General features: G+C 64.8%; 20 protein-coding genes. 5 read left to right on the plus strand and 15 right to left on the minus strand.

Annotated elements, in window-relative coordinates; all coding sequences use genetic code 11:
* Positions 1-40: 40 nt before the first annotated feature.
* Genes ACTDXD_RS07335 through ACTDXD_RS07360 form a run of 6 tightly spaced genes read right to left on the minus strand, consistent with a single transcriptional unit; the run spans position 41 to position 6,643 of the window.
* Entirely contained in the window at positions 41-994 is a 954-nt protein-coding gene (locus tag ACTDXD_RS07335; protein ID WP_440126421.1) for an NAD(P)-dependent oxidoreductase, read from the minus strand.
* On the minus strand, positions 991-1,455 hold the full coding sequence (locus tag ACTDXD_RS07340; RefSeq protein ID WP_440126422.1) for a carboxymuconolactone decarboxylase family protein: 465 nt from the start codon (positions 1,453-1,455) through the stop codon (positions 991-993). Before ACTDXD_RS07340 ends, ACTDXD_RS07335 begins: the two co-directional genes overlap by 4 nt.
* Positions 1,456-1,500: 45 nt before the next feature.
* Positions 1,501-2,919 carry an aldehyde dehydrogenase family protein gene (locus ACTDXD_RS07345; RefSeq protein WP_440126423.1) on the minus strand — a complete coding sequence of 473 codons (1,419 nt, stop codon included), beginning with the start codon at positions 2,917-2,919 and terminating at the stop codon, positions 1,501-1,503.
* A gap of 37 nt (positions 2,920-2,956) precedes the next feature.
* Complete coding sequence (locus ACTDXD_RS07350; RefSeq protein WP_440126424.1) at positions 2,957-3,943, minus strand: aldo/keto reductase; 987 nt, start codon at positions 3,941-3,943, stop codon at positions 2,957-2,959.
* Positions 3,936-5,339, minus strand: a complete 1,404-nt coding sequence (locus ACTDXD_RS07355) for an acyl-CoA reductase (RefSeq protein WP_440126425.1) — start codon at positions 5,337-5,339, stop codon at positions 3,936-3,938. The genes ACTDXD_RS07350 and ACTDXD_RS07355 overlap by 8 nt, the downstream gene beginning before the upstream one ends.
* A gap of 5 nt (positions 5,340-5,344) precedes the next feature.
* Entirely contained in the window at positions 5,345-6,643 is a 1,299-nt protein-coding gene (locus tag ACTDXD_RS07360; RefSeq protein ID WP_440126426.1) for a hypothetical protein, read from the minus strand.
* A 135-nt stretch (positions 6,644-6,778) separates the two neighbouring features.
* On the opposite strand from ACTDXD_RS07360, the gene ACTDXD_RS07365 reads away from it, so the two are divergent.
* On the plus strand, positions 6,779-7,435 hold the full coding sequence (locus ACTDXD_RS07365) for a TetR/AcrR family transcriptional regulator (protein ID WP_440126427.1): 657 nt from the start codon (positions 6,779-6,781) through the stop codon (positions 7,433-7,435).
* A gap of 51 nt (positions 7,436-7,486) precedes the next feature.
* On the opposite strand, the gene ACTDXD_RS07370 is transcribed toward ACTDXD_RS07365, so the two are convergent.
* From ACTDXD_RS07370 to ACTDXD_RS07380, 3 genes are read right to left on the minus strand one after another with little or no spacing between them, the layout of a single operon-like run.
* Positions 7,487-8,341 (minus strand): LLM class F420-dependent oxidoreductase, encoded by an 855-nt coding sequence (locus ACTDXD_RS07370; RefSeq protein WP_440126428.1) that lies wholly within the window; start codon positions 8,339-8,341, stop codon positions 7,487-7,489.
* On the minus strand, positions 8,338-9,174 hold the full coding sequence (locus tag ACTDXD_RS07375; RefSeq protein ID WP_440126429.1) for an SDR family oxidoreductase: 837 nt from the start codon (positions 9,172-9,174) through the stop codon (positions 8,338-8,340). The genes ACTDXD_RS07370 and ACTDXD_RS07375 overlap by 4 nt, the downstream gene beginning before the upstream one ends.
* 53 nt (positions 9,175-9,227) lie before the next feature.
* The gene (locus tag ACTDXD_RS07380; RefSeq protein WP_440126430.1) at positions 9,228-9,647 is read right to left on the minus strand and encodes a VOC family protein; all 420 of its coding nucleotides are present in this window, start codon (positions 9,645-9,647) and stop codon (positions 9,228-9,230) included.
* 132 nt (positions 9,648-9,779) lie between these two features.
* Here ACTDXD_RS07380 and ACTDXD_RS07385 point away from each other — a divergent pair, with 132 nt between their 5' ends.
* From ACTDXD_RS07385 to ACTDXD_RS07400, 4 genes are read left to right on the plus strand one after another with little or no spacing between them, the layout of a single operon-like run.
* Positions 9,780-11,081, plus strand: coding sequence for an acyl-CoA dehydrogenase family protein (locus ACTDXD_RS07385; RefSeq protein WP_440126431.1), 1,302 nt, complete (start codon positions 9,780-9,782; stop codon positions 11,079-11,081).
* A gap of 26 nt (positions 11,082-11,107) precedes the next feature.
* Entirely contained in the window at positions 11,108-12,100 is a 993-nt protein-coding gene (locus ACTDXD_RS07390; protein ID WP_440127570.1) for a phosphotransferase family protein, read from the plus strand.
* Positions 12,097-12,876, plus strand: coding sequence for an enoyl-CoA hydratase-related protein (locus ACTDXD_RS07395; protein WP_440126432.1), 780 nt, complete (start codon positions 12,097-12,099; stop codon positions 12,874-12,876). Before ACTDXD_RS07390 ends, ACTDXD_RS07395 begins: the two co-directional genes overlap by 4 nt.
* A 4-nt stretch (positions 12,877-12,880) precedes the next feature.
* Entirely contained in the window at positions 12,881-13,852 is a 972-nt protein-coding gene (locus tag ACTDXD_RS07400; protein WP_440126433.1) for an NADPH:quinone oxidoreductase family protein, read from the plus strand.
* 139 nt (positions 13,853-13,991) lie between these two features.
* Here ACTDXD_RS07400 and ACTDXD_RS07405 read toward each other — a convergent pair whose 3' ends face one another.
* The 6 genes from ACTDXD_RS07405 to ACTDXD_RS07430 form a co-directional block, all read right to left on the minus strand.
* Entirely contained in the window at positions 13,992-14,435 is a 444-nt protein-coding gene (locus ACTDXD_RS07405) for a hypothetical protein (RefSeq protein ID WP_440126434.1), read from the minus strand.
* Between the two features lie 50 nt (positions 14,436-14,485).
* Entirely contained in the window at positions 14,486-15,085 is a 600-nt protein-coding gene (locus ACTDXD_RS07410) for a TetR/AcrR family transcriptional regulator (protein WP_440126435.1), read from the minus strand.
* Positions 15,086-15,201: 116 nt separating this feature from the next.
* Positions 15,202-16,350 carry a thiolase family protein gene (locus ACTDXD_RS07415; RefSeq protein WP_440126436.1) on the minus strand — a complete coding sequence of 383 codons (1,149 nt, stop codon included), beginning with the start codon at positions 16,348-16,350 and terminating at the stop codon, positions 15,202-15,204.
* 108 nt (positions 16,351-16,458) lie between these two features.
* On the minus strand, positions 16,459-17,664 hold the full coding sequence (locus tag ACTDXD_RS07420; protein WP_440126437.1) for a CaiB/BaiF CoA transferase family protein: 1,206 nt from the start codon (positions 17,662-17,664) through the stop codon (positions 16,459-16,461).
* Positions 17,664-18,830: an acyl-CoA dehydrogenase family protein gene (locus ACTDXD_RS07425; RefSeq protein ID WP_440127571.1), complete on the minus strand. Its 1,167-nt coding sequence runs from the start codon at positions 18,828-18,830 to the stop codon at positions 17,664-17,666. The genes ACTDXD_RS07420 and ACTDXD_RS07425 overlap by 1 nt, the downstream gene beginning before the upstream one ends.
* 98 nt (positions 18,831-18,928) lie before the next feature.
* The gene (locus ACTDXD_RS07430; RefSeq protein WP_440126438.1) at positions 18,929-19,237 is read right to left on the minus strand and encodes a hypothetical protein; all 309 of its coding nucleotides are present in this window, start codon (positions 19,235-19,237) and stop codon (positions 18,929-18,931) included.
* Positions 19,238-19,346: the final 109 nt, after the last annotated feature.

Genomic DNA, 19,346 nt, shown 5'->3' on the forward strand with positions numbered 1-19,346 from the left:
GAGAAAAGCCTCGCTCCCTGGGGAGCGAGGCTTTGTTTTCTCAGTGGTCGGCCGGATCTCCCAGCGACACGTGATGGAGTTCCTCCAAGTACCGCACCACATCCGTCTGGTCTGCGGCCGGATCGAGTTCGTCGACCGCCGCGTTCCACAACCGTCCCACTGCCTCCCCGAGGAGCGGTGAGATCTCCTGATCGTGCGCGAGGTCGAGTGCGATTCCGATGTCCTTGCGCATCAGGCGCGCAGCGAACCCGGAGTCGAACGACCGGGACAACACGAACTTCTCGAACTTCGTCTCGGTCGCCTGATTTCGTCCACTGCTCGCATTGAGCACGCCGAGCAACGTGGCGGGATCGATCCCGAACTTGCGGCCGACGAGAAGCGCTTCCGCCGCGATGAGCACGTTGTTCGCGGCCATCAGGTTGTTGAGGGCCTTCGCCGCGTGACCGGATCCGACCGGACCGACGTGGATGACTTCGCTGCCCGTCGCCTTCAGCAGGGGAACCACCGAATCGACCGCGGCCGCGTCTCCGCCGACCATCACGGCGAGCGCGGCCTGCCGGGCACGCGCGACACCGCCACTGACCGGGGCGTCGACGACCGCGATCCCCTTCTCTGCCGCCGCTGCGGCGAGTGCCTGTGTGCGCGTGGGGATGCTCGACCCCATGTCGATGATCGTGCTACCCGGCCGAAGGTGCTTCAGCAGGCCGTCGTCCGAGAGGACGACGCTGTCGACGATGTCGCTCGTCGGGAGCACCAGGACCACGACGTCGCAGTCCGCGAAGTCGGCCGGACCCGCTGCACCGCGGATACCGGTGTGGCCGTCGAGGAACCGTTCCTGAGAAGCCGGATCGGCGTCGAACACCACCGTGGACTGCCCGCTGGCGACGAAATTCTGTGCAATGGGCCGTCCCATCGCGCCGAGTCCGATGTGGCCGACCGTCTTGCCGGGCAACGGCACGATCTTGATCGTTGCCGTCTCCGGGCCGGCGGTCATGCGTTGTCCTCGGCGGTGAGCGGGCCGAGTTCGGTCACGAGCACTTCCTGGACCACCCGCATCGCCGAAATACCTGCGGGGCAGCCCACATAGGCGGTCGCGTGGACGACCGTCTCGGTGATCTCCTTGCGGGTGAGACCGTTGCCGAGCCCCGCGCGAATGTGCGTCGCCAGTTCCTGGTGCTGTCCCAGCGCAATGAGGATGCTGATCGTCGCGAGCGAGCGGTCGCGGCGTTCGAGCCCGTCGCGTGTCCACACACCGCCCCAGACGAATTCGCTGACATACTCCTGCAACGCCTCCCCGTCCGAGCCTGCGTTGCGTTCGAGGGCGGCATCGACGTACGCGTCGCCGAGCACTTCCCTGCGGACCGTGAGGCCGGCGTCGAAGAGGGCGCGGTGTGCGTCGTCGACGGACACTCCGCTCACCCCTGCTTTCTGGGTCGTCACTGAGTCCTGGGTCATGAAAAGTTCCTTCCGAGAATGAGCGTCAGCACCCGCGTGCGTTGGTCAGAGCTTGACGGTGACGCACTTGACCTGCCCGTAGTGGTGCAGCGCTTCGACGCCCTTCTCGCGCCCGTAGCCACTGTTCTTCCATCCACCGAACGGGGTCTGCACCGATGCCGTCGACCACGTGTTGACGAAAACCTGGCCGGTGCGCAAGCGGTCGCTGACAGCGAGGGCCCGGGATACGTCCCTGGTCCACACACCGGCGATCAAACCGTACTCCGAGTCGTCGGCGATCGCGACCGCGTCGTCGTCGGTGTCGAACGGGATCACCACGACGATCGGGCCGAAGATCTCTTCGCGCGCAATGCGCATCGAGTTGTCCACCCCGGTGTACACGGTGGGGTCGATGTAGAAGCCGCCGGTCTCCTCGGCCAGTGTCGAGACAGTGCCACCGGTCTCGGCCCGAACGCCCTCCGATTCGGCGACCTTGAAGTATTCCTGGACGCGTCCGAACTGTTCGCGCGTGATGATCGGACCCATGTCGCGTCCCACCTGGATCGCAGCGACAGCGTCGACCAATCGGCGTACGACTTCGTCGTGGACCTCGCGTTGCACGAGCAGGCGGGTACCGGCGGAGCACACCTGCCCCGCATTGCCGGTGAACGCCGCCAGTGCCCCGGCAACGGCGGTATCGAGATCGGCGTCGGCGAAGATGATGTTCGCCGACTTACCGCCGAGTTCGAGGGTCACCGGAATGATCCGTTCTGCCGCGATACCCGCGACAGCGCGGCCCGTCGGCACCGATCCGGTGAACGCAACCTTCGCGACCGCCGGGTGCTGTGCGAGCGCAGCACCCGCGTCGCGTCCGTTTCCGAGCACGATGTTGACCACACCGTCGGGAATCCCGACCTCCGTGGCGAGTTCCGCGAGCCGCACGCTGGTCGCCGAGGTGTTCTCGGACGGCTTCAGGACCACCGTGTTGCCTGCGGCGAGCGCGGGTGCACAGGCCCGCGACGCCTGATTGAGCGGCACATTCCACGGCGTGATGACGCCGATGACACCGTACGGCTCGCGCTTGGTGAACACATGCTGGTCGGGTGCCACGTCGAGGGTCTCCCCGACGGGCATCCCGACAAGTCCACCGTAGAACTCGAAATACACGGCGGAGTTCTCGATTTCACCTGACGCGACGGCGAGCGGCTTACCCGTCTCACTCACCTCCAGCTCGGCCAATTCGGACTTGTTCGCTCGAATTGCCCGGCCGAGGTCGGTGATCAGGCGCCCACGTGCCAGGGCCGGGATCTTCAACCATTCCGATGTCGCCCTCGACGCAGCGGCAACCGCGGTGTCGATGTCGTCGCTGTCGCCGTCCGCGATCTGTCGCACGGTGCGACCGGTCGCGGGATCGGTCACCGGAAGGTAGCCACCGCTGTGGGGCGCTGCGGCAGCTCCGTCGATCCAGTGTTCGAGGGTCTCCATCGTGTGTGCCTTCCTCAGTCGCGAGCTACCGGCGGGCTCAGGCCCGAAGAGCGTCCGGTGTGAACATCGCCCGGCGCTCGTGCAGGAATTCGTGCGGATAGCCGAGGCGGATCTTCGATGCCTCATCGAGCCGCGCCAAGTGCGAGTCGTCGAGTTCTACGTCCAGTGCCGCCAGATTGTCGTTGATCTGGTCGACAGTGCGTGCACCGATCGACAGCATAAGCCCTTGCCTGCGTACCCATGCGAGCGCGACCCGCGCGGGTGAGACACCGAGCTCGCCTGCAACCTCCCGCGTGGTGGTCAGGACCCGCTGTACGGGTACGGGGAGCTTCGCGAAGTTCTCGTCGGACATGGTGCGGGCCAGGGTGCCGCGTCCGAGCGGACTCCATGCGGAGACCTCGATACCCAGTGCTCGTGCCATCGGCAGGAGGTCGCGCTCCGCAGTGCGTGCCGTGAGCGCATATTCCACCTGCATCGTGCAGTACGAGTTCCATCCGCGCAGTTCGGCGATGGCGACGGACTGCGATACAACCCAGGCAGGGGTGTTCGACACGCCGATCGCGAGCACCTTGCCCGAGCGCACCAGGTCGTCGAGAGCCCGCAGCGTTTCGTCCACCGGTGTGCACTGATCCCACGCATGGACCCACAGCAGATCGATGTAGTCGGTGCCGAGCCTGCGCAGGCTCGTTTCGACGCTGCGGCGCAGGCTCTTCCGATGGTTCCCGCCCGTGTTGGGATCGGCGGGGTCGGTGGGGAAGGAATACTTGGTGCTGACGACGACCGAATCGCGTTCCGGCGCCACGAGCCGCCCGAGGATTTCCTCGCTCGACCCGTTCGTGTAGTTGTTCGCGGTGTCGACGTAGTTGCCGCCGGCTTCCCGGTACGTCTCGTAGATCTTCCGGCTGGTCGATTCGTCGGTGCCGAAACCCCATTCGGTGCCGAAGGTCATCGTGCCGAGGCACAGGTCGCTGACCCGGATACCGGAACGGCCGAGCACCCGCATCGGAATGGCATTTTCAGGCATCGTCGTCCACCACCCAGTTCACCATGCGGTGCAGTGGGTACATGCCGTCGTGCGGGCCGCCCATGCTGCCGCGAAGGGCTCCGCCGAGCTTGACGACCCGTTGCACGCCGGCGGTCGCGAGGTGATCGCGGATCTCGGCCTTGCGGTGCGCCGGGTAGACGCCGACCGTCTGTGTAGCCACCGTTGCATAGGACGCAGCGTCACGCAGTTGCGCGATCGGAATGACGTTCACGGTCTTGAAATTGGGGTGGAAGTCGACCATCTCCGGCGAGCGGACGACGAGCCCGGAGCCGTCGAACTTGCCCCACACCCGGTAGTCCGGCTCCAGGTAACGCATTCCTTCGACTGCCTCGCGGATTTCGGAGTCGGGCTTCGGGCCCAGTGCAGACGCGAAATCCCGATCCACACCGAGGCGCTCGTGCAGCAGCGCACAGAAGCGGTCGACCTGCTCGACGTCACCTTCGACACAGATGTGACGCGCTGCGAGGCATGCGTCCTGGTTGAAGATCGTGGCGTCCGCGGCCGCAAGCTCGGCAACCTCCCGCAGTGTCTCTTCCGATTCGAACGCCTCGCGGCCGACGATCGCCATGGAGACCTTCGGGTCGAACGAGATCAGGCCGAAGCCCGGCCCCGCGTACTTCGCCGCGTTCTCGATCGCGGCACCGCCGCCCCACGCCACGAGCTTGTCGAAGTACTGCGAGCGGTAGAGAACGCTTTCGACCGACTCGTCGCCGCCGCGCCAGTAGACGGCGGAGATCGACTGCAGAACAGGGTGGTCGGGTGCGATGTCGGCCATCGTCCGTAGCACGGCAACGGTGGTGAACGGGTCCGCCGACGGCATCTTGAACACGTTGACGGCCTTGAGAAGAGCTGCGTCGGCGATCGATGTCATGGCCGCGCTCGGCGAGTTACCCGCGAGCATGTGGACGAGTCGCGGCGGGAATGCGCGGATCTTGCTGACGCTGCCGTTGGGGTCGGTGTTCTCGACCCATCCGTCGAGGACGTCGATGCTTCCGAAGGTGCGTTGGAGCCGGTATTCGAGGGCCTGCTTCGTCAGGAACTGGCCCGGCCGCCGGAAGGTGTTCTCGATGATCCGCCGGGGCAGTGCGCTGACCTGCAGCGTCATCTCCAGCGATTCCTGGAGGTAGGGGTTCTTTTCCAGGCTGAGCTGACCGGCGGTCTCGACGAGGAAGTCGATGATCTCGGAAACGGGCACGTCGAACGCCGGTCCGGGCCGAGTGCGCGGTACGAACAGCTCGTTGTATTCGATCTTGGGCGTGACGAAGGGGACGCCGAAGTCTCGGGAGAGGTATTCGTTGTCCTCGCCCCAGACCAGCTTGCCTCGGACGAAATGCGGTACCCGGATCTTGGTACGCGCGGGTGCGGGTGCAGTCATGGTGTCTACTCCCCTACGATTCCGCGGACGTATGCGTCCATGGTTCCGGCACAGGTGATCTTGTCATCGTCTCCGAGGTCGGAGTACCGCACGATGTTCGGCAGGACGGTCTCGCCCTCGCGCCCGCACGGGCAGCGCCCCTGATCAACCGTGATCTTGTCGCCGGAGATGGTGCCGCCCCAGCGACCGTCGACGGTGGTGTCGACGAATGCGGCACGGCCTTCGACGAGATTTCCCGACGCCTCAGCGAGTGCGTCGCCGTCCTTGTTCAGGACGAGGAGAACGACTTCCTCGGGCACGTGGTATCGGCCCTCTTCCGGGCACTTGAACATGCGGTTGTTGAGTTCCTGCATGGAGTAGTAGTGCAGGAAACGCTCCGGAGCGATGTTGAGCATCCGGTAGATCTGTTCCTGGTAGTCATCGGGCAGGTTGGTGCCCTTCAGGCCACCACCGCTGGTGAGTCCGTTGATTCCTGTGATGTCGCCATCCTTGACACCCCGCTCACGAAGGACCTCGACCAGGCGGAACAGCTGCGGGAATTGAGAACTGAAGAGGATGTTCTCGTCACGACGAGCCATGATCTGGTCGGCGTAGTGGCTCAGTTTCTGCTCCTGGAGTGCCGCGCGCTCCGCGGCCTCCGCCTCGAACGATGCAATGTCGTCGGGAGCCGCCGAGCCATCAGCCATAGCGCGACGCATCGCCGACAGCCGGGACAGGTAGCGGTGGAACCCTTCCGGTGCGGGTCCGTCGAACAGCGGGAGCGCACCGGGCTTGGAGAACGAATTGATGATCAGATCTCGTACGGCTGCGTGCTGGGTCTGTCCGGTGTCCGGTCCGACCGGGATGACGTGCCATGCCCTTTCGGGCGGCATTCCCAGCGAGTCGAAGCAGTCGAGCAGGTTCTGCTTGTTGACCTCGAAGTCGCGGTAGGACTTGTTGAGGAACGAACCCTTGCCGCTGGTTCCGCTCGAACTCGACACCATGTGGCCGGCCTTCTCCAGCGCGGCGATCCAGCCGTCCACATCTGTCACGCCGGATACGTCGACGTCGTCGAGCCGACGGGTGGACAGAGAACCGAGCCAGCGGTTCATCTGTTCCCACTTACCTTTGGCGATAAGCGTTTCCGGGTAGCTCTTGTAGGTGGTGTGGGGGAAGAGTAAAGGAACGATGTCTTCTCGCGAAGTGATTTCGGTGATGCCCTGATCGTCCGCTCGCTGTGTCAGGACGGGGACCTGCGCCCGCCGTTCCTGGAAGTACGCATTCAGCGTTCCGATGACGTCCTTCTGCATCGTCGCTTCTGTCACTGTGCCCTCCGGCCGTTGAGTTTCGGGAAATCCGAGATAACTAGACTTGTGGGTATAGTTAGCGATTACGAATAACCATACTCAGGAGGAAAGATTCATGTCCAGAGGCAATTTTGTTTGGCACACTCGTCACCTATGACACCGGTGAACGATCTGCCGCAGGCCCAGAGCATCGGTCGGCGCCGAGGGGGCCGACCGACCAAGGAGGAAGCCGGCAAACTCGACGCAGCCGTTCGTGAATCCGCGCTCCGACTGTTCCTCGAGAATGGCTACGAAGGCACGACGATGAATGCAATCGCAGCGGCAGCGGGAACGACGAAACCGTCCCTGTACGCACGCTTTCCCACCAAGGAAGACGTCTTCCGGTCGGTACTCGGGTGGGCGATGTCGCGCAGCGACTGGCCATGGCCCGAGCCCGAGCTCCCGGATTTCGACGACCTGGAGAAGGCGCTGACCGCGATCGCAGGCACCGCGGTCCGCCGCGCCCTCGACCCCTCGATGATCAAACTCCAACAGGTCTCCGTCGCCTACGCCTCCCGCTACCCCGATATTGCCCGCAAGGCACTCGGTTCCGGATATTGGCCGCGCACGAAACAGGTCGCCGAACTCCTCCGTCGGCACGCGGCCACCGGCGCCATCGTGGCCGACGACCCCGACACTCTCGCCGAACTGTTTCTCGGCATGGCCGCCGGCGCACCGGCGCGCCTCGCGTCGTTCGGGATCATCCGCGACAATCTCGACGAGCACATCCACGCCGCAGTGTCCCTGTTCCTGCGCAGTCTGCGCCCGTAGGCAGGCGGCCGGACGCCCGAGTCCTACAAGGCAGAGCCTTACAAGGCAGTCCTACAAGAATGCCGCGATCTCGTCCAGGATCGGCAACACGACATCGTCGTCCGCTGTCGGGACGTCGACGATCACCCGTTCGACGGGCATCTGCCGAAACCTGTCCAGTACATCTGCGAGGTCGGGGCGAAGGCCCTGCAGGACCGTCACCCGGATACTTTCCGGATCCCGGTCCACCCGCTCGAATTCGACGGCGAGTTGCGACAGATCTGCTTCGAGGGTGTCGACCGGATGGTGTCCCATGGGTATCCAGCCATCCGCCCACTTCGCGATCCTGCGGAATCCGATCGGACCGGACCGCGCTCCCAGCAGGAGCGGAGGATGGGGACGCTGCAGAGGTTTCGGCCACACCTTGCTGGGCGACAGCCGGACGTGCTTGCCGTCGTACGCCGCTTCCCCCTCGGTCCAGAGGCTCTTCATCAGCGCGATTTTCTCCTCGACCACCGCGTACTTGTCGCGGGCGTCGAACCCGTGATCTTCGAATTCGTCGTTGTTCCAGCCGAAACCGACGCCCAGCACGAGACGTCCACCCGACATGACATCGAGCGTGGACACGGCCTTCGCGTACGAAATCGGGTCGTGTCCACCGGGAAGTGCCGTGCAGGTTCCGACGGTCAGGCCGGTCGCTGCAGCGACGAACGACAAGCTCACGAGCGGATCCCACAGGCGGTAGTAGCCGTCGGGCAGAACCCCGCCACCGGGGAAAGGCGTCCGGCGGGCACTCGGAATGTGCGAGTGCTCCGGCACGAACAGCGATTCGAAGCCTCGCGCCTCCGCGGCCCGTGCGAGGTCTACCAGCGGCATGGATGTGTCGGTCCCGCCGTAATGCACTCCGACGCTCATGGAGCCGGTCATGACGCGAGCTTCCCGCGTTGCGCGTCGATCGCCGCCATGACACCGCCGTCGACGAGGATGTCGATGCCGTTGACGAAGCTCGCACCATCGGACAGCAGGAACGCCACGACCTTGGCGAGCTCGTCGGCCTGCCCGAGTCGCCCGAGCGGCGTCGCGCGCTGCATGTCGGCGATGTGCGGATTGCTCGCCGCCTCCTGTCTGCCCTGCGGAGTATCGATCAGCCCCGGCGACACAGAGTTCGCACGTGCTCCCGCGGCGCCGAGACGGATGGCTTCCGCGCGCGCGAATCGCTGCACACCGTGCTTCGCCCACGAGTATGCGATGCCCGGTTGTTCGATCGATTCCCCCACGATCTCGCGGAGCTTGTCCAGGAAATGCTCGTCGAGCGGATCATCCAGGACAGCACCCAGCTCCGGGCCCGGGTCCATCCGGCCGATCAACGGCGCCATGGAGGCGAAATAGACCATCGCGGTGCCTGCGGTCGCAAGCGGCCGAAGCGCGTGCGCGAGTAGCGCGGTACCGACCAGGTCTACCGACACGATCCTGCGCCAGTCGGCCATGGTCGGAGAGATTCCGGCAGCGTGAGCGACGGAACGCAACGTCCCGAGTTCGGCCGCGCGGTCCGCGAGCCGGCCGAGTGCATCTGCGTCACCGACGTCGGCGACGAACGACTCGACCACGGTCCGGCCCGACGACAACTGCGCCGCGGCCTCTTTCGCAGAGGTTTCATCGATGTCGACGAGCAGCAGCGTGTCGACGGTGCCTACCATCCGCTCCGCACACGACAACCCCATCCCGCGACCTCCACCGGTCACGATTCCGACGTTTCCCATTCTCTCCCTTTCGGCTCGATACGGTGCGGTGAGTAACGCTCTTGATCCGGCTTCTACTGCGGCGCTGCCCAGCACTGCGACATGCCCGGTTCCGCCGCGCGGGTGACGAACTCGAGAAGCAGCCCGGAGGGGCTGCGCATGAAGGCGAAGAAGAGGCTGCCGTCGGGCGCGCGGCGCGTTGCTTCGGTGCTGTAACCCTGGCCGGCGAACTCGTCGCGATCCGCGTCGACGTCGTCGGACCAGTAGCCGAGATGGTGAATTCCAGGGACCGACTCCCACAGCGGCACCGGTGCGCTCCGGACGAGTTCGATGCGCGGCTCGGTGATCGAGAACGAACACAACAGGTCGACCACCTGATCACCTGTCGGAAGCGTCACCGCCACCTCACCGCCGACCTCCGGCCCCCACTCGTACCCGAAGAGCTGCGAGAACTCGGACTTCGTCGTGGTCAGATCGTCTGTCACGACACCCATATGGAAAAGGTCTTCGGATTTCAACTCGTCCCCTTTCGATAGCGGACTGTTCCAAACTGCCTTCAGTCGTGTAAGAATAGCATTCTGAAAAGACGGTATCGTTATTCTTTGGATCAGAGAGGAGCCGGGGCAATGGCGTGGGACTTCGAAACCGACCCCGAATACCAGGAGAAACTGGACTGGGCCGACGCGTTCGTGCGCGACGAGGTCGAGCCCCTGGACCTGGTGTGGGAGCACGAGCAGTTCGTACCCCTCGACGGACTTCGACGCAAGGCCATCGATCCGCTCAAACAGCGGGTTCGTGAACAGGGCCTGTGGGCCACACACCTCGGGCCGGAACTCGGCGGACAGGGCTACGGACAGCTCAAACTCGCACTGCTCAACGAGATCCTCGGTCGCTCGTCGTGGGCACCGATCGTCTTCGGGTGCCAGGCGCCCGACACCGGAAACGCCGAGATCATCGCGCACTACGGCACTCCCGAGCAGAAGAAGAAGTACCTGCAGCCGCTGCTCGACGGTGAACTGTTCTCGACGTACTCGATGACCGAACCCCAGGGCGGCGCCGACGTCGCGCAGTTCAAGACCCAGGCGGTCAAGGACGGCGATGAGTGGGTCATCAACGGCTGGAAGTATTTCTCGTCCAACGCCAAGACGGCCTCGTTCCTGATCGTGATGGCCGTGACGGATACCGATGTTCCTGTACACAAGGGCATGTCGATGTTCCTCGTGCCCTCCGACACGCCGGGCATCAACATCGTGCGCAACGTCGGCCTTTACGGCGAGCCGATGAACGGCGGCAGCCACGCGCTCATTCACTACGAGAATGTGCGGGTCCCCGCCGAAGCTCTCCTCGGTGGCGAAGGGCAGGCATTCGCTGTCGCCCAGACCCGGCTCGGCGGCGGTCGCATCCACCACGCGATGCGCACGATCGGCCTGGCACAGAAGGCCCTCGACATGATGTGCGAGCGTGCGCTGAGCCGCGAGACCGCAGGCAGCCGCCTCGCCGACAAACAGACGGTCCAGGGCTACATCGCCGACTCCTACGCTCAGCTGACGCAGTTCCGTCTGTTCGTGCTGCACACCGCGTGGAAGATCGACAAGTACAACGACTACAAGAAGCTCCGCAAGGACATTGCGACCGCCAAGATCGTGATGCCCACCGTCCTCCACGACATCGCCTGGCGTGCAATGCAGGTGCACGGAGCGCTCGGCGTCACCAACGAGATGCCGTTCTTCAAGATGATCCACGGCGCAGCCGTGATGGGCCTGGCCGACGGCCCGACCGAGGTCCACAAGACGACCGTCGCCAAGCAGGTCCTGCGTGACTACAGCGCCACCGACGATCTGTGGCCCTCGGAGTGGCTCCCGCGCAAGCAGGACGAAGCCCGCGCCAAGTACGCCGAATACCTCGAACTGGAAGTGGGGAACCTGTGATCGACACGAAACGACTCGCCGAGTGGATGGACGAGCGCGGACTGCCCGGTAAGGGCGCCCCGCTCGAAGCCACCTACCTCTCCGGCGGCACGCAGAACGAGATCTACAAGCTGGTCCGCGACGACTTCACGAGCGTCATCCGGATTCCGCCGAAGGCCGCGCCCGCCGACCGCGACAGCGGAATCATGCGCGAGTGGAGAATCATCGAGGGCCTCGACGGCACCGACGTGCCCCACACCGCCGCCATCGCCGCATGCGAGGACACCTCGGTGCTCGGCCGCGCGTTCTACCTCATGGGATTCGTCGACGGCTGGTCCCCCATGGATCATCGCGACGGCTGGCCCGCTCCGTTCGACAACGATCCCGAGGCACGTGCCGGTCTCGCCTACCAGCTCGCGGAAGGCATCGGCCTGCTGTCGAAGGTCGATTGGAAGGCTCAGGGCCTCGAGGGCCTCGGACGGCCGGAAGGTTTCCACGATCGACAGGTCGACCGCTGGACCCGATTCTTCGAGCGGATCAAGGCCCGCGAGATCGAGGGCATGGACGTCGCCACCAAGTGGCTGCAGAATCACCGCCCGCTCGACTACATCCCGGGCCTGATGCACGGCGACTACCAGTTCGCCAACGTGATGTACCAGAACGGCGCGCCCGCGAAGCTCGCAGCGCTCGTCGACTGGGAAATGGGCACCGTCGGCGATCCGAAGCTCGACCTCGGCTGGATGCTCATGAACTGGCCCGAGGACATGGACGCTCCCGGAGAAAGCGCGGTCAGCTACGTCGACCTGAGCGGCATGCCGAACCGGTCACAGATGCTCGCCCACTACTCCGAGGTCTCCGGTCGTCAGGTCGACGACATCGACTACTACCTCGTCCTCGCCAAGTGGAAGCTCGCCATCGTCCTCGAGCAGGGCTTCCAGCGCGCCGGTGACGACGTGAAGCTGCAGTCGTACGGTCCGGTCATCACCAACCTCATGAAGTCGGCCGCCGACCTCGCCGAATCGACGGACTACCAGGGATGAGCGAACCGGTGGAAGGACTCGTACAAGAACAACACGGTGCGGTTCTCCTGCTTCGGCTGAACCGCCCCGAGGCACGCAATGCGCTGACCGGCGCCGTGATCAACGGGATCGGCGCAGCCGTCGAGAACGCGGAGGCAGATCCCCAGATCCGGGCGATCGTTCTCATCGGCACCGGCGACCGCGCGTTCTGCTCGGGCATGGATCTACGAGCATTCGCAAGCGGCGAGAAGATCGGACTGGACTCCGGCCCCGGTGCCGCGTACGCGCGGTTGGCCAGGGGTGAAACCGATATTCCTGTGATCGGCGCCGCCAACGGCACCGCGATCGGCGGCGGGCTCGAACTTCTTCTCGGGTCCGACATCATCGTTGCCTCCTCTGCGGCGAAGTTCGGTCTTCCCGAGGTGAAGCGGGGCCTGTTCCCCGCCGGTGGCGGAACGAATCTCGGGACGCGAATCCCGCGGGCCGCTGCCATGGAGCTGACGTTGACCGGTGACCTGATCACCGCGCAGCGCGGATACGAACTCGGCCTGATCAACCAGGTTGTCGAACCGGAAGATGTGCAGTCGGCCGCGCTGGCATTCGCCGATCGCATCGCGGCGAACGCCCCACTGGGTCTCTCCGCGGTCAAGGAACTCGTGCGTCTCGCCCAGGTGGATCCCGCGCGCGCGGACGAGCGTCTCGGACACTGGCAGAGCCTCGTCTTCTCCAGCGACGACGCCAAGGAAGGTGCGGCCGCGTTCGTCGAGAAGCGCGCACCGGTCTGGCAGGGGCGGTAACGGCATGCGCGCAGCGGTCTGTTCCGAGTACGGGAAACCCGAGGTCGTCCGGATCGACGAACGCCCCTCCCCCACTCTCGAACCGGGGCAGGTGCGAGTGCGGGTCGGTGCTGCCGCGGTCAACTTCCCCGATGTTCTGGTCGTCGCTGACAAATACCAGGTCAGCGTGCCGACACCCTTCGTACCCGGCAGTGAATTCGCCGGGGTCGTGGAGGAGGTCGCCGGCGATGTCGGCGACCTCGCCGTGGGCGATCGGGTCAGCGGCACCGGGATCGTCGGCGCGTTCGCCGAGGAGGTCGCGGCAAAGGCCGCGTCGCTGAAGCGGATACCCGACGGCGTCGATCACCGCACCGCTGCCGCATTCGGTGTGGCACATCGCACCGCGTACCACACGCTCCGGTCGGTGGCTCGGCTCCAGCCGGGTGAAATCCTCGTCGTGCTCGGCGCGGGCGGCGGCGTCGGACTCGCGGCGGTTCAGCTCGGGGCCGTCCTCGGCGCAACGGTGGTCGCGGTGGCCTCATCGTCCGACAAGCTCGAGGCCGCTGCGTCGTACGGTGCGAAACATCTCGTCGACCATCGGGCGGGTGATCTACGTGCGCTCTTGAAAGACGTCGTTCCTGAAGGCGCCGACGTCGTCGTCGATCCCGTCGGCGGCGACCTGTCGGAGCCGGCGTTGAGATCGCTGCGCCGCGGCGGGCGTTTCATCACCGTCGGGTACGCATCCGGAAACATCCCTCGAATACCACTCAACCTCGTTCTGGTGAAAGGCATTCGGATTCAGGGGTTCCAGTTCCAGGATCTCGACCCGGACGAGTACCGGCGTGGTGAGGACGAACTGGTCGAACTCCTCGTCTCGGGCCGTGCCGTGCCACATATCGGTGCGGTGTATTCGCTCGAGGGCACAGTCGATGCCCTGCAACTGGTCGGCAACGGGCGGGCAATCGGCAAGGTCGTCATCGACCTTCAGCAGACCTGACCGACCGCACACGACGTCCCGGCACTCATCCGAGAGCCGGGACGTTGGTCATTTATGGGCTGTCGAACTGTCCAGGCACTGCCGTGTCTTTGCACTGCGGTGTCTTTGCACCGGTGTGCCTTGTGCAATCCGGTCTACCTCAGACCGACGTGAGGTGACCCGACTGCGGTGCAGTGAATCCGGAGGTCCGGAAGGATTCGGTAGGCGTGATCACGGGCTCGGGGACCGCTGCCGCGATGAGCGCATGCCGCTTGAATACCTGCGCCGCCCGGCTCATACAGTATTCCGACGACGAGAACCTGCCATCGAGGTCTGCCGGGATCCCGTCACCCCACATGCTGAATTTTGTGGTGCCTTGCTCGAGAAGCCGGTTCAACCCGGCTCGGATGCGTTCGTCGGTCGAGTAGAGCTCGGCCGACGCCACCAATGCCTCGGGAACGAGACCGTTTTCGGTCGACACGGCCGAGTCCAGATCGACGACCCGGGCTCCGAGAATCTCGAGGGGACGAATATCCTGATGCTCTCGCGTCAGGACAGTGACCTCCCATCCGGCGAGAACCTGGTCGTAGAGCCACCCACCCACATGGCGCACCGTATCGACCACACGCGGAGCGACGATGACGATGCGGTGCCTCAAATTGTGCTGGTGGGCATGAGCTGTTGCTCGAGCGACTGTGTGAAGTCCTCGAAGATCTCGGCTAACGGGAGCGAACGATCGAGCAGCCATGAGGTTTCCATTCCGTTGAGAAAAGCGACGATTTCCACCGCTTTGACGGCTGGGTTCACATCCGTCCGATACCGGCCGGCGTGTTGACCACGTCGGATTCCCGCCTCGATTGTGTCGACGGCGGCCCGGTGTCGAGCGAGTAGGCGATCGTGCAGTGGAGCATCCGGCTCCAGGTTCTCGATCAGGAGTACAGCAAACATCCCGACCAGGTCAGGGGACTTCTCGAAACGCAAGTAGAGTCCTCTGATCTGCTCGATCGGATCTCCCGAACGATCAGCACGTGCATCATCGTCTGCATCCCGTGCATCGAGCACGGCATGCAGCAATTGGTCTTTGGACTGGAAGTGATGCAACAGGCCGGCGGGAGTGATGCCCGCGGCCCGTGCGATCTGAGCGAGGCTTGTGCTGCGCCACCCGTTCCTCGCCAACAACCGCTGAGCTGCGCTGAGAATCAGCTCCCTGCGGTCCTCACCCTTGGCGAGAAGCGTGTCGTACGCCCTGTGCACGCTGCCCCTCTCCTTCACGTCCCCCAACCTACTGAACACACATTAGGTCGGTTCTACTCCTGTGACAAGAGTCTCAGCACGAGAATTTTTCGGACCGAATCACACTAGGTGTGAATCTATGTATCGAGTAGTTCGACGACGGTGGCGTTCGCGGTCCCGCCGCCTTCACACATGGTCTGGAGCCCGTACCGAATTCCGTTGTCGCGCATGTGATGAATCATGCGGGTCATCAGAACGGCACCCGAGCCCCCGAGCGGGTGCCCGAGCGCGATCGCCCCTCCGAGAGGGTTGACCAGCTCCGGGTCGGCGCCGGTCTCGGCGAGCCACGCCAGCGGAACCGACGCGAACGCTTCGTTGACCTCGAAGACTCCGACATCCTTCAGGCCGATACCTGCCTTCCCGAGAGCCTTCTCGGTGGCCGGGATCGGGCCGGTGAGCATGAGCACCGGATCGGCACCCGCCACCGCACCCGCCCGGTAACGGACGAGCGGGGTCAGGCCCAGCTCACGCGCCTTCTCCGGGGTGGTCACCAACAGCGCGGCCGCACCGTCGGAAATCTGCGACGAGTTTCCGGCGTGGATCACGCCGTCGTCGGCGAACGCAGGCTTGAGGCCGGCGAGCTTCTCGACCGTGGTGCCGCGGCGGATGCCCTCGTCGGCGCCGACCGTGCCCTCGTCGGTGACCACCGGAACGATCTGCGTCTCGAATGCCCCACGGTCCTGCGCTGCGGCAGCCCGCTCGTGCGAGGTCGTGGAGTATTCGTCGAGTCGAGTGCGCGAGAATCCCCACTTCTGGGCGATCTTCTCGGCGGAGATTCCCTGGTTGAAGGCGAACCCGTCGTAGCGTGCGAGCGCTCGGGGGCCGTACGGCTGACCGGACGCACGCGCCGAGCCGAGCGGCACCCGGCTCATGACCTCGACACCACCGGCGACGACCACATCCTGTTGCCCTGACATCACCGCCTGAGCGGCGAAATCGATCGCCTGCTGACTCGACCCGCACGCCCGGTTGATCGTGGTCCCCGGGATGGATTCCGGCCATCCGGCGGCGAGCACCGAGTATCGGCCGATATTGCTCGACTGGTCGCCCACCTGCGACACGCAACCCCAGATGACGTCGTCGACGATCTCGGGATCGAGGCCCGTGCGGTCGACCAGTGCCTCGAGTACGAGCGCCGACAGGTCTGCCGGGTGCACTCCGGCCAGCCCACCGTTGCGCTTGCCTACCGGGGTCCGCACGGCTGCAGCGATGACCACTTCACGCATTCGAATTCTCCTGGGTCCATGTGTGTTCGATGTTCATCCGCCGCATAACGATCGTCACTGCGCCGGTCCGGTCGCGCGTCGTCACTGCGCCGGTCCGGTCGCGCTTCGTCACTGCGCCGGTCCGATCGCGCCCTGTGCACGCAGACGATCGATCTCGTCGGGGCGGACACCGAAGTCCGCGAGAATGGTGTCCGTGTGCTCGCCCAAGCCGGGTACCGGCGCCATCGGCGGCTCGTAGCCCTCGATCACGGGGGGCGGCAGAATCGATTCGACGGGGCCGTTCGGACTCGCAACCGTCCGCCAGCGATTGCGGGCGGCCAGTTGTGGGTGATCGATGACATCGCGCGGCGTGTTGTAGCGGGAATTGCCGATACCCGCGTCGTCGGCGATCTTCTGTACGTGGTCGAGCGGGTGCTGTGCGCACCACGCGGCGATGGCCTCGTCGAGCTCGGCGCGGTGCTCGCACCGCGCCGCGTTGGTCGAGAACCGCTCGTCGTCGGCGAGGTCGTGGCGTTCGATGATCTCGCGTGCCAGACGCTGCCATTCGCGGTCGTTGGTGGTACCGAGCACGACGATCCGGTCGTCGGCGGTGCGATACGAACCGTACGGCGCGACCGCAGGCGAACTCATGCCGAGCGGTTGCTGCTCGACGCCCGAATAGCGGGTGTATGTCAGCGGATAGCCCATGATGTCTGCCATCGTGTCGAACAGACTCACCGACACCTTCGACAGCCCACCGCCGCGGCCCCGGTTACGTTCCCGTCCACACAGCAACGCGAGGATCGACAACGCCGAATACAGTCCGGTGCTGATGTCTGCGACCGGCGGGCCGGGCTTCGCGGGCTGTCCGGGGAAGCCGGTGACGGAGCAAGCCCCCGACTCGGCCTGGATCAGCAGGTCGTACGCGCGCTTGTGCGACAGCGGCCCGTCGGGGCCGTACCCGTCGATCTCGACCGCGATCAAGTCCGGATAACGCTCGGCCAGATCCGCTTGGGACAGTCCCAGCCGCGCAGTGGCGCCGGGTGCGAGGTTCGATACGAGAGCATCGGCCCGAGCCAGCAAGGTGTGGAGGGCCCCGAGTCCGCCCTCGGTCTTCAGGTCGAGGGCGATCGATTCCTTGCCGCGGTTGGCCCAGACGAAGTGCGCGGCCATTCCGTTGACGACGTCGTCGTAGTCGCGGGCGAAATCGCCGCCCTTCGGGTTCTCGACCTTGATCACGCGCGCACCGAAGTCGGCGAGGACCCGCGTGCACATCGGCGCGGAGACCGCTTGTTCGAGGGTCACCACGGTGATCCCGGCGAGCGGGGCATCCATCAGTAGCTCCTCGGCAGTCCGAGCGTGTGGGAGGCCAGGTAGTTCAGGATCATCTCCTGGCTGACCGGGGCGATGCGCATCACCCGCGCCTCGCGGAAGTACCGCGAGACGTTGTATTCCTCCGAGTAGCCCATTCCGCCATGGGTCTGCAGTGCACGATCGGCCGCAGCGAAACCTGCTTCGGCACAGAGGTATTTGGCGGTGTTCGCCTCGCGGCCACACGGCTTGCCGTTGTCGTAGAGCCAGGTTGCCTTGCGCAGGACGAGTTCCGCCGCATCGAGGTGCGCAAGTGCATCTGCGAGTGGGAACTGAATACCCTGGTTCATGCCGATGGGGCGATCGAACACAACACGTTCCTTGCCGTATTTCACGGCCTTGTCCAGCGCGACACGGCCGATGCCGAGAGCTTCGGACGCGATCAGCATGCGCTCGGGGTTGAGACCGTCGAGCAGTAGCTTGAATCCCTGCCCCTCTTCACCGATACGGTCCTCGACGGGGATCCGGAGGTTGTCGATGAACAGCTCGTTGGAGGTGACCGCGTTGCGTCCCATTTTCCGGATCGGACGAATATCGATCTTGCTGCGGTCGAGATCGGTGAGGAACAGCGTCATGCCGTCGGTCTTCTTCTCGACCTCGTCGTAGCGCTGCGTGCGGGTCAGCAGGAGGATCTTCTCCGACTCGACGGCCTTGGAGATCCACACCTTCCTGCCATTGACGACATAGCTGTCGCCTTCGCGTTTCGCGAAGGTGGTGATCCGAGATGTGTCGAGGCCTGCACCCGGTTCGGTCACGCCGAAGCACACGTGCAGATCGCCGTTGACGATGCGGGGCAGCGTGCGCGCCTTCATTTCGTCCGAGCCGTGCTTGACGACGGGCTGCATGCCGAAGATGTTGAGGTGGATCGCGCTCGCGGCATTCATTGCGCCGCCGGAGCGAGCGATCTCTTCGAGGAGAATCGTCGCCTCCGTGATGCCGAGACCGTGACCGCCGTACTCCTCGGGCATCGTGATGCCCATCCAGCCGCCATCGGCGAGCATCTTGTAGAACTCCGTCGGGAACTCGTGAGCGAGATCCTTCTCCATCCAGTACTGGTCGTCGAAGTTCTTCATCAGCTCGGCAACGGACTTGCGGATCAGTTCCTGATCCTCACTCAGCGCGAAGCTCATTCCACCCATAATCGACACCTCATGCCGTCGTCGCGGGGCCGCGAACTGCGCAACTGCAGCAGTACGTCCGGCCTATCTTCAGTTCGGGATCGAGCGAATCAATCGGAGGCGGGCAATGCCTTGGCGGCCTTGATGCTCATCGGGGCGCCGCCGTACGACAGTTCACCGGTGCCGGGTGACGTGCACAGCACCTCGATCGACCCGTCTGCGTCGACGTAGCGCTTACCCAGAAGGGTGACCACATCGCCGGCGGGCTTGGACTCCGGCTTGCCGGGAGGCGCCGCGATCATCGGGCTTCCACCGCAGGCGATCTCCTGTACACCATCCGCGGGTGCACGCACGACCACCACCCGGGTGGTGCAGACGGTGCTGGCGAGTTGCCCACCAGGGCGCAGGGTTGCAGTCACGGGAAACCTCTCTTTCGGCAGGCGGTCTGCGCGCGTCGGGTCACCGACGGTCACACAGTGCTCTCTCCATAAGGAAACTATCTTCTCTAATCCGGAGAATCAATATGCC

The sequence above is a fragment of the Rhodococcus sp. SJ-3 genome (assembly GCF_051918125.1).
Lineage (GTDB): Bacteria > Actinomycetota > Actinomycetes > Mycobacteriales > Mycobacteriaceae > Rhodococcus.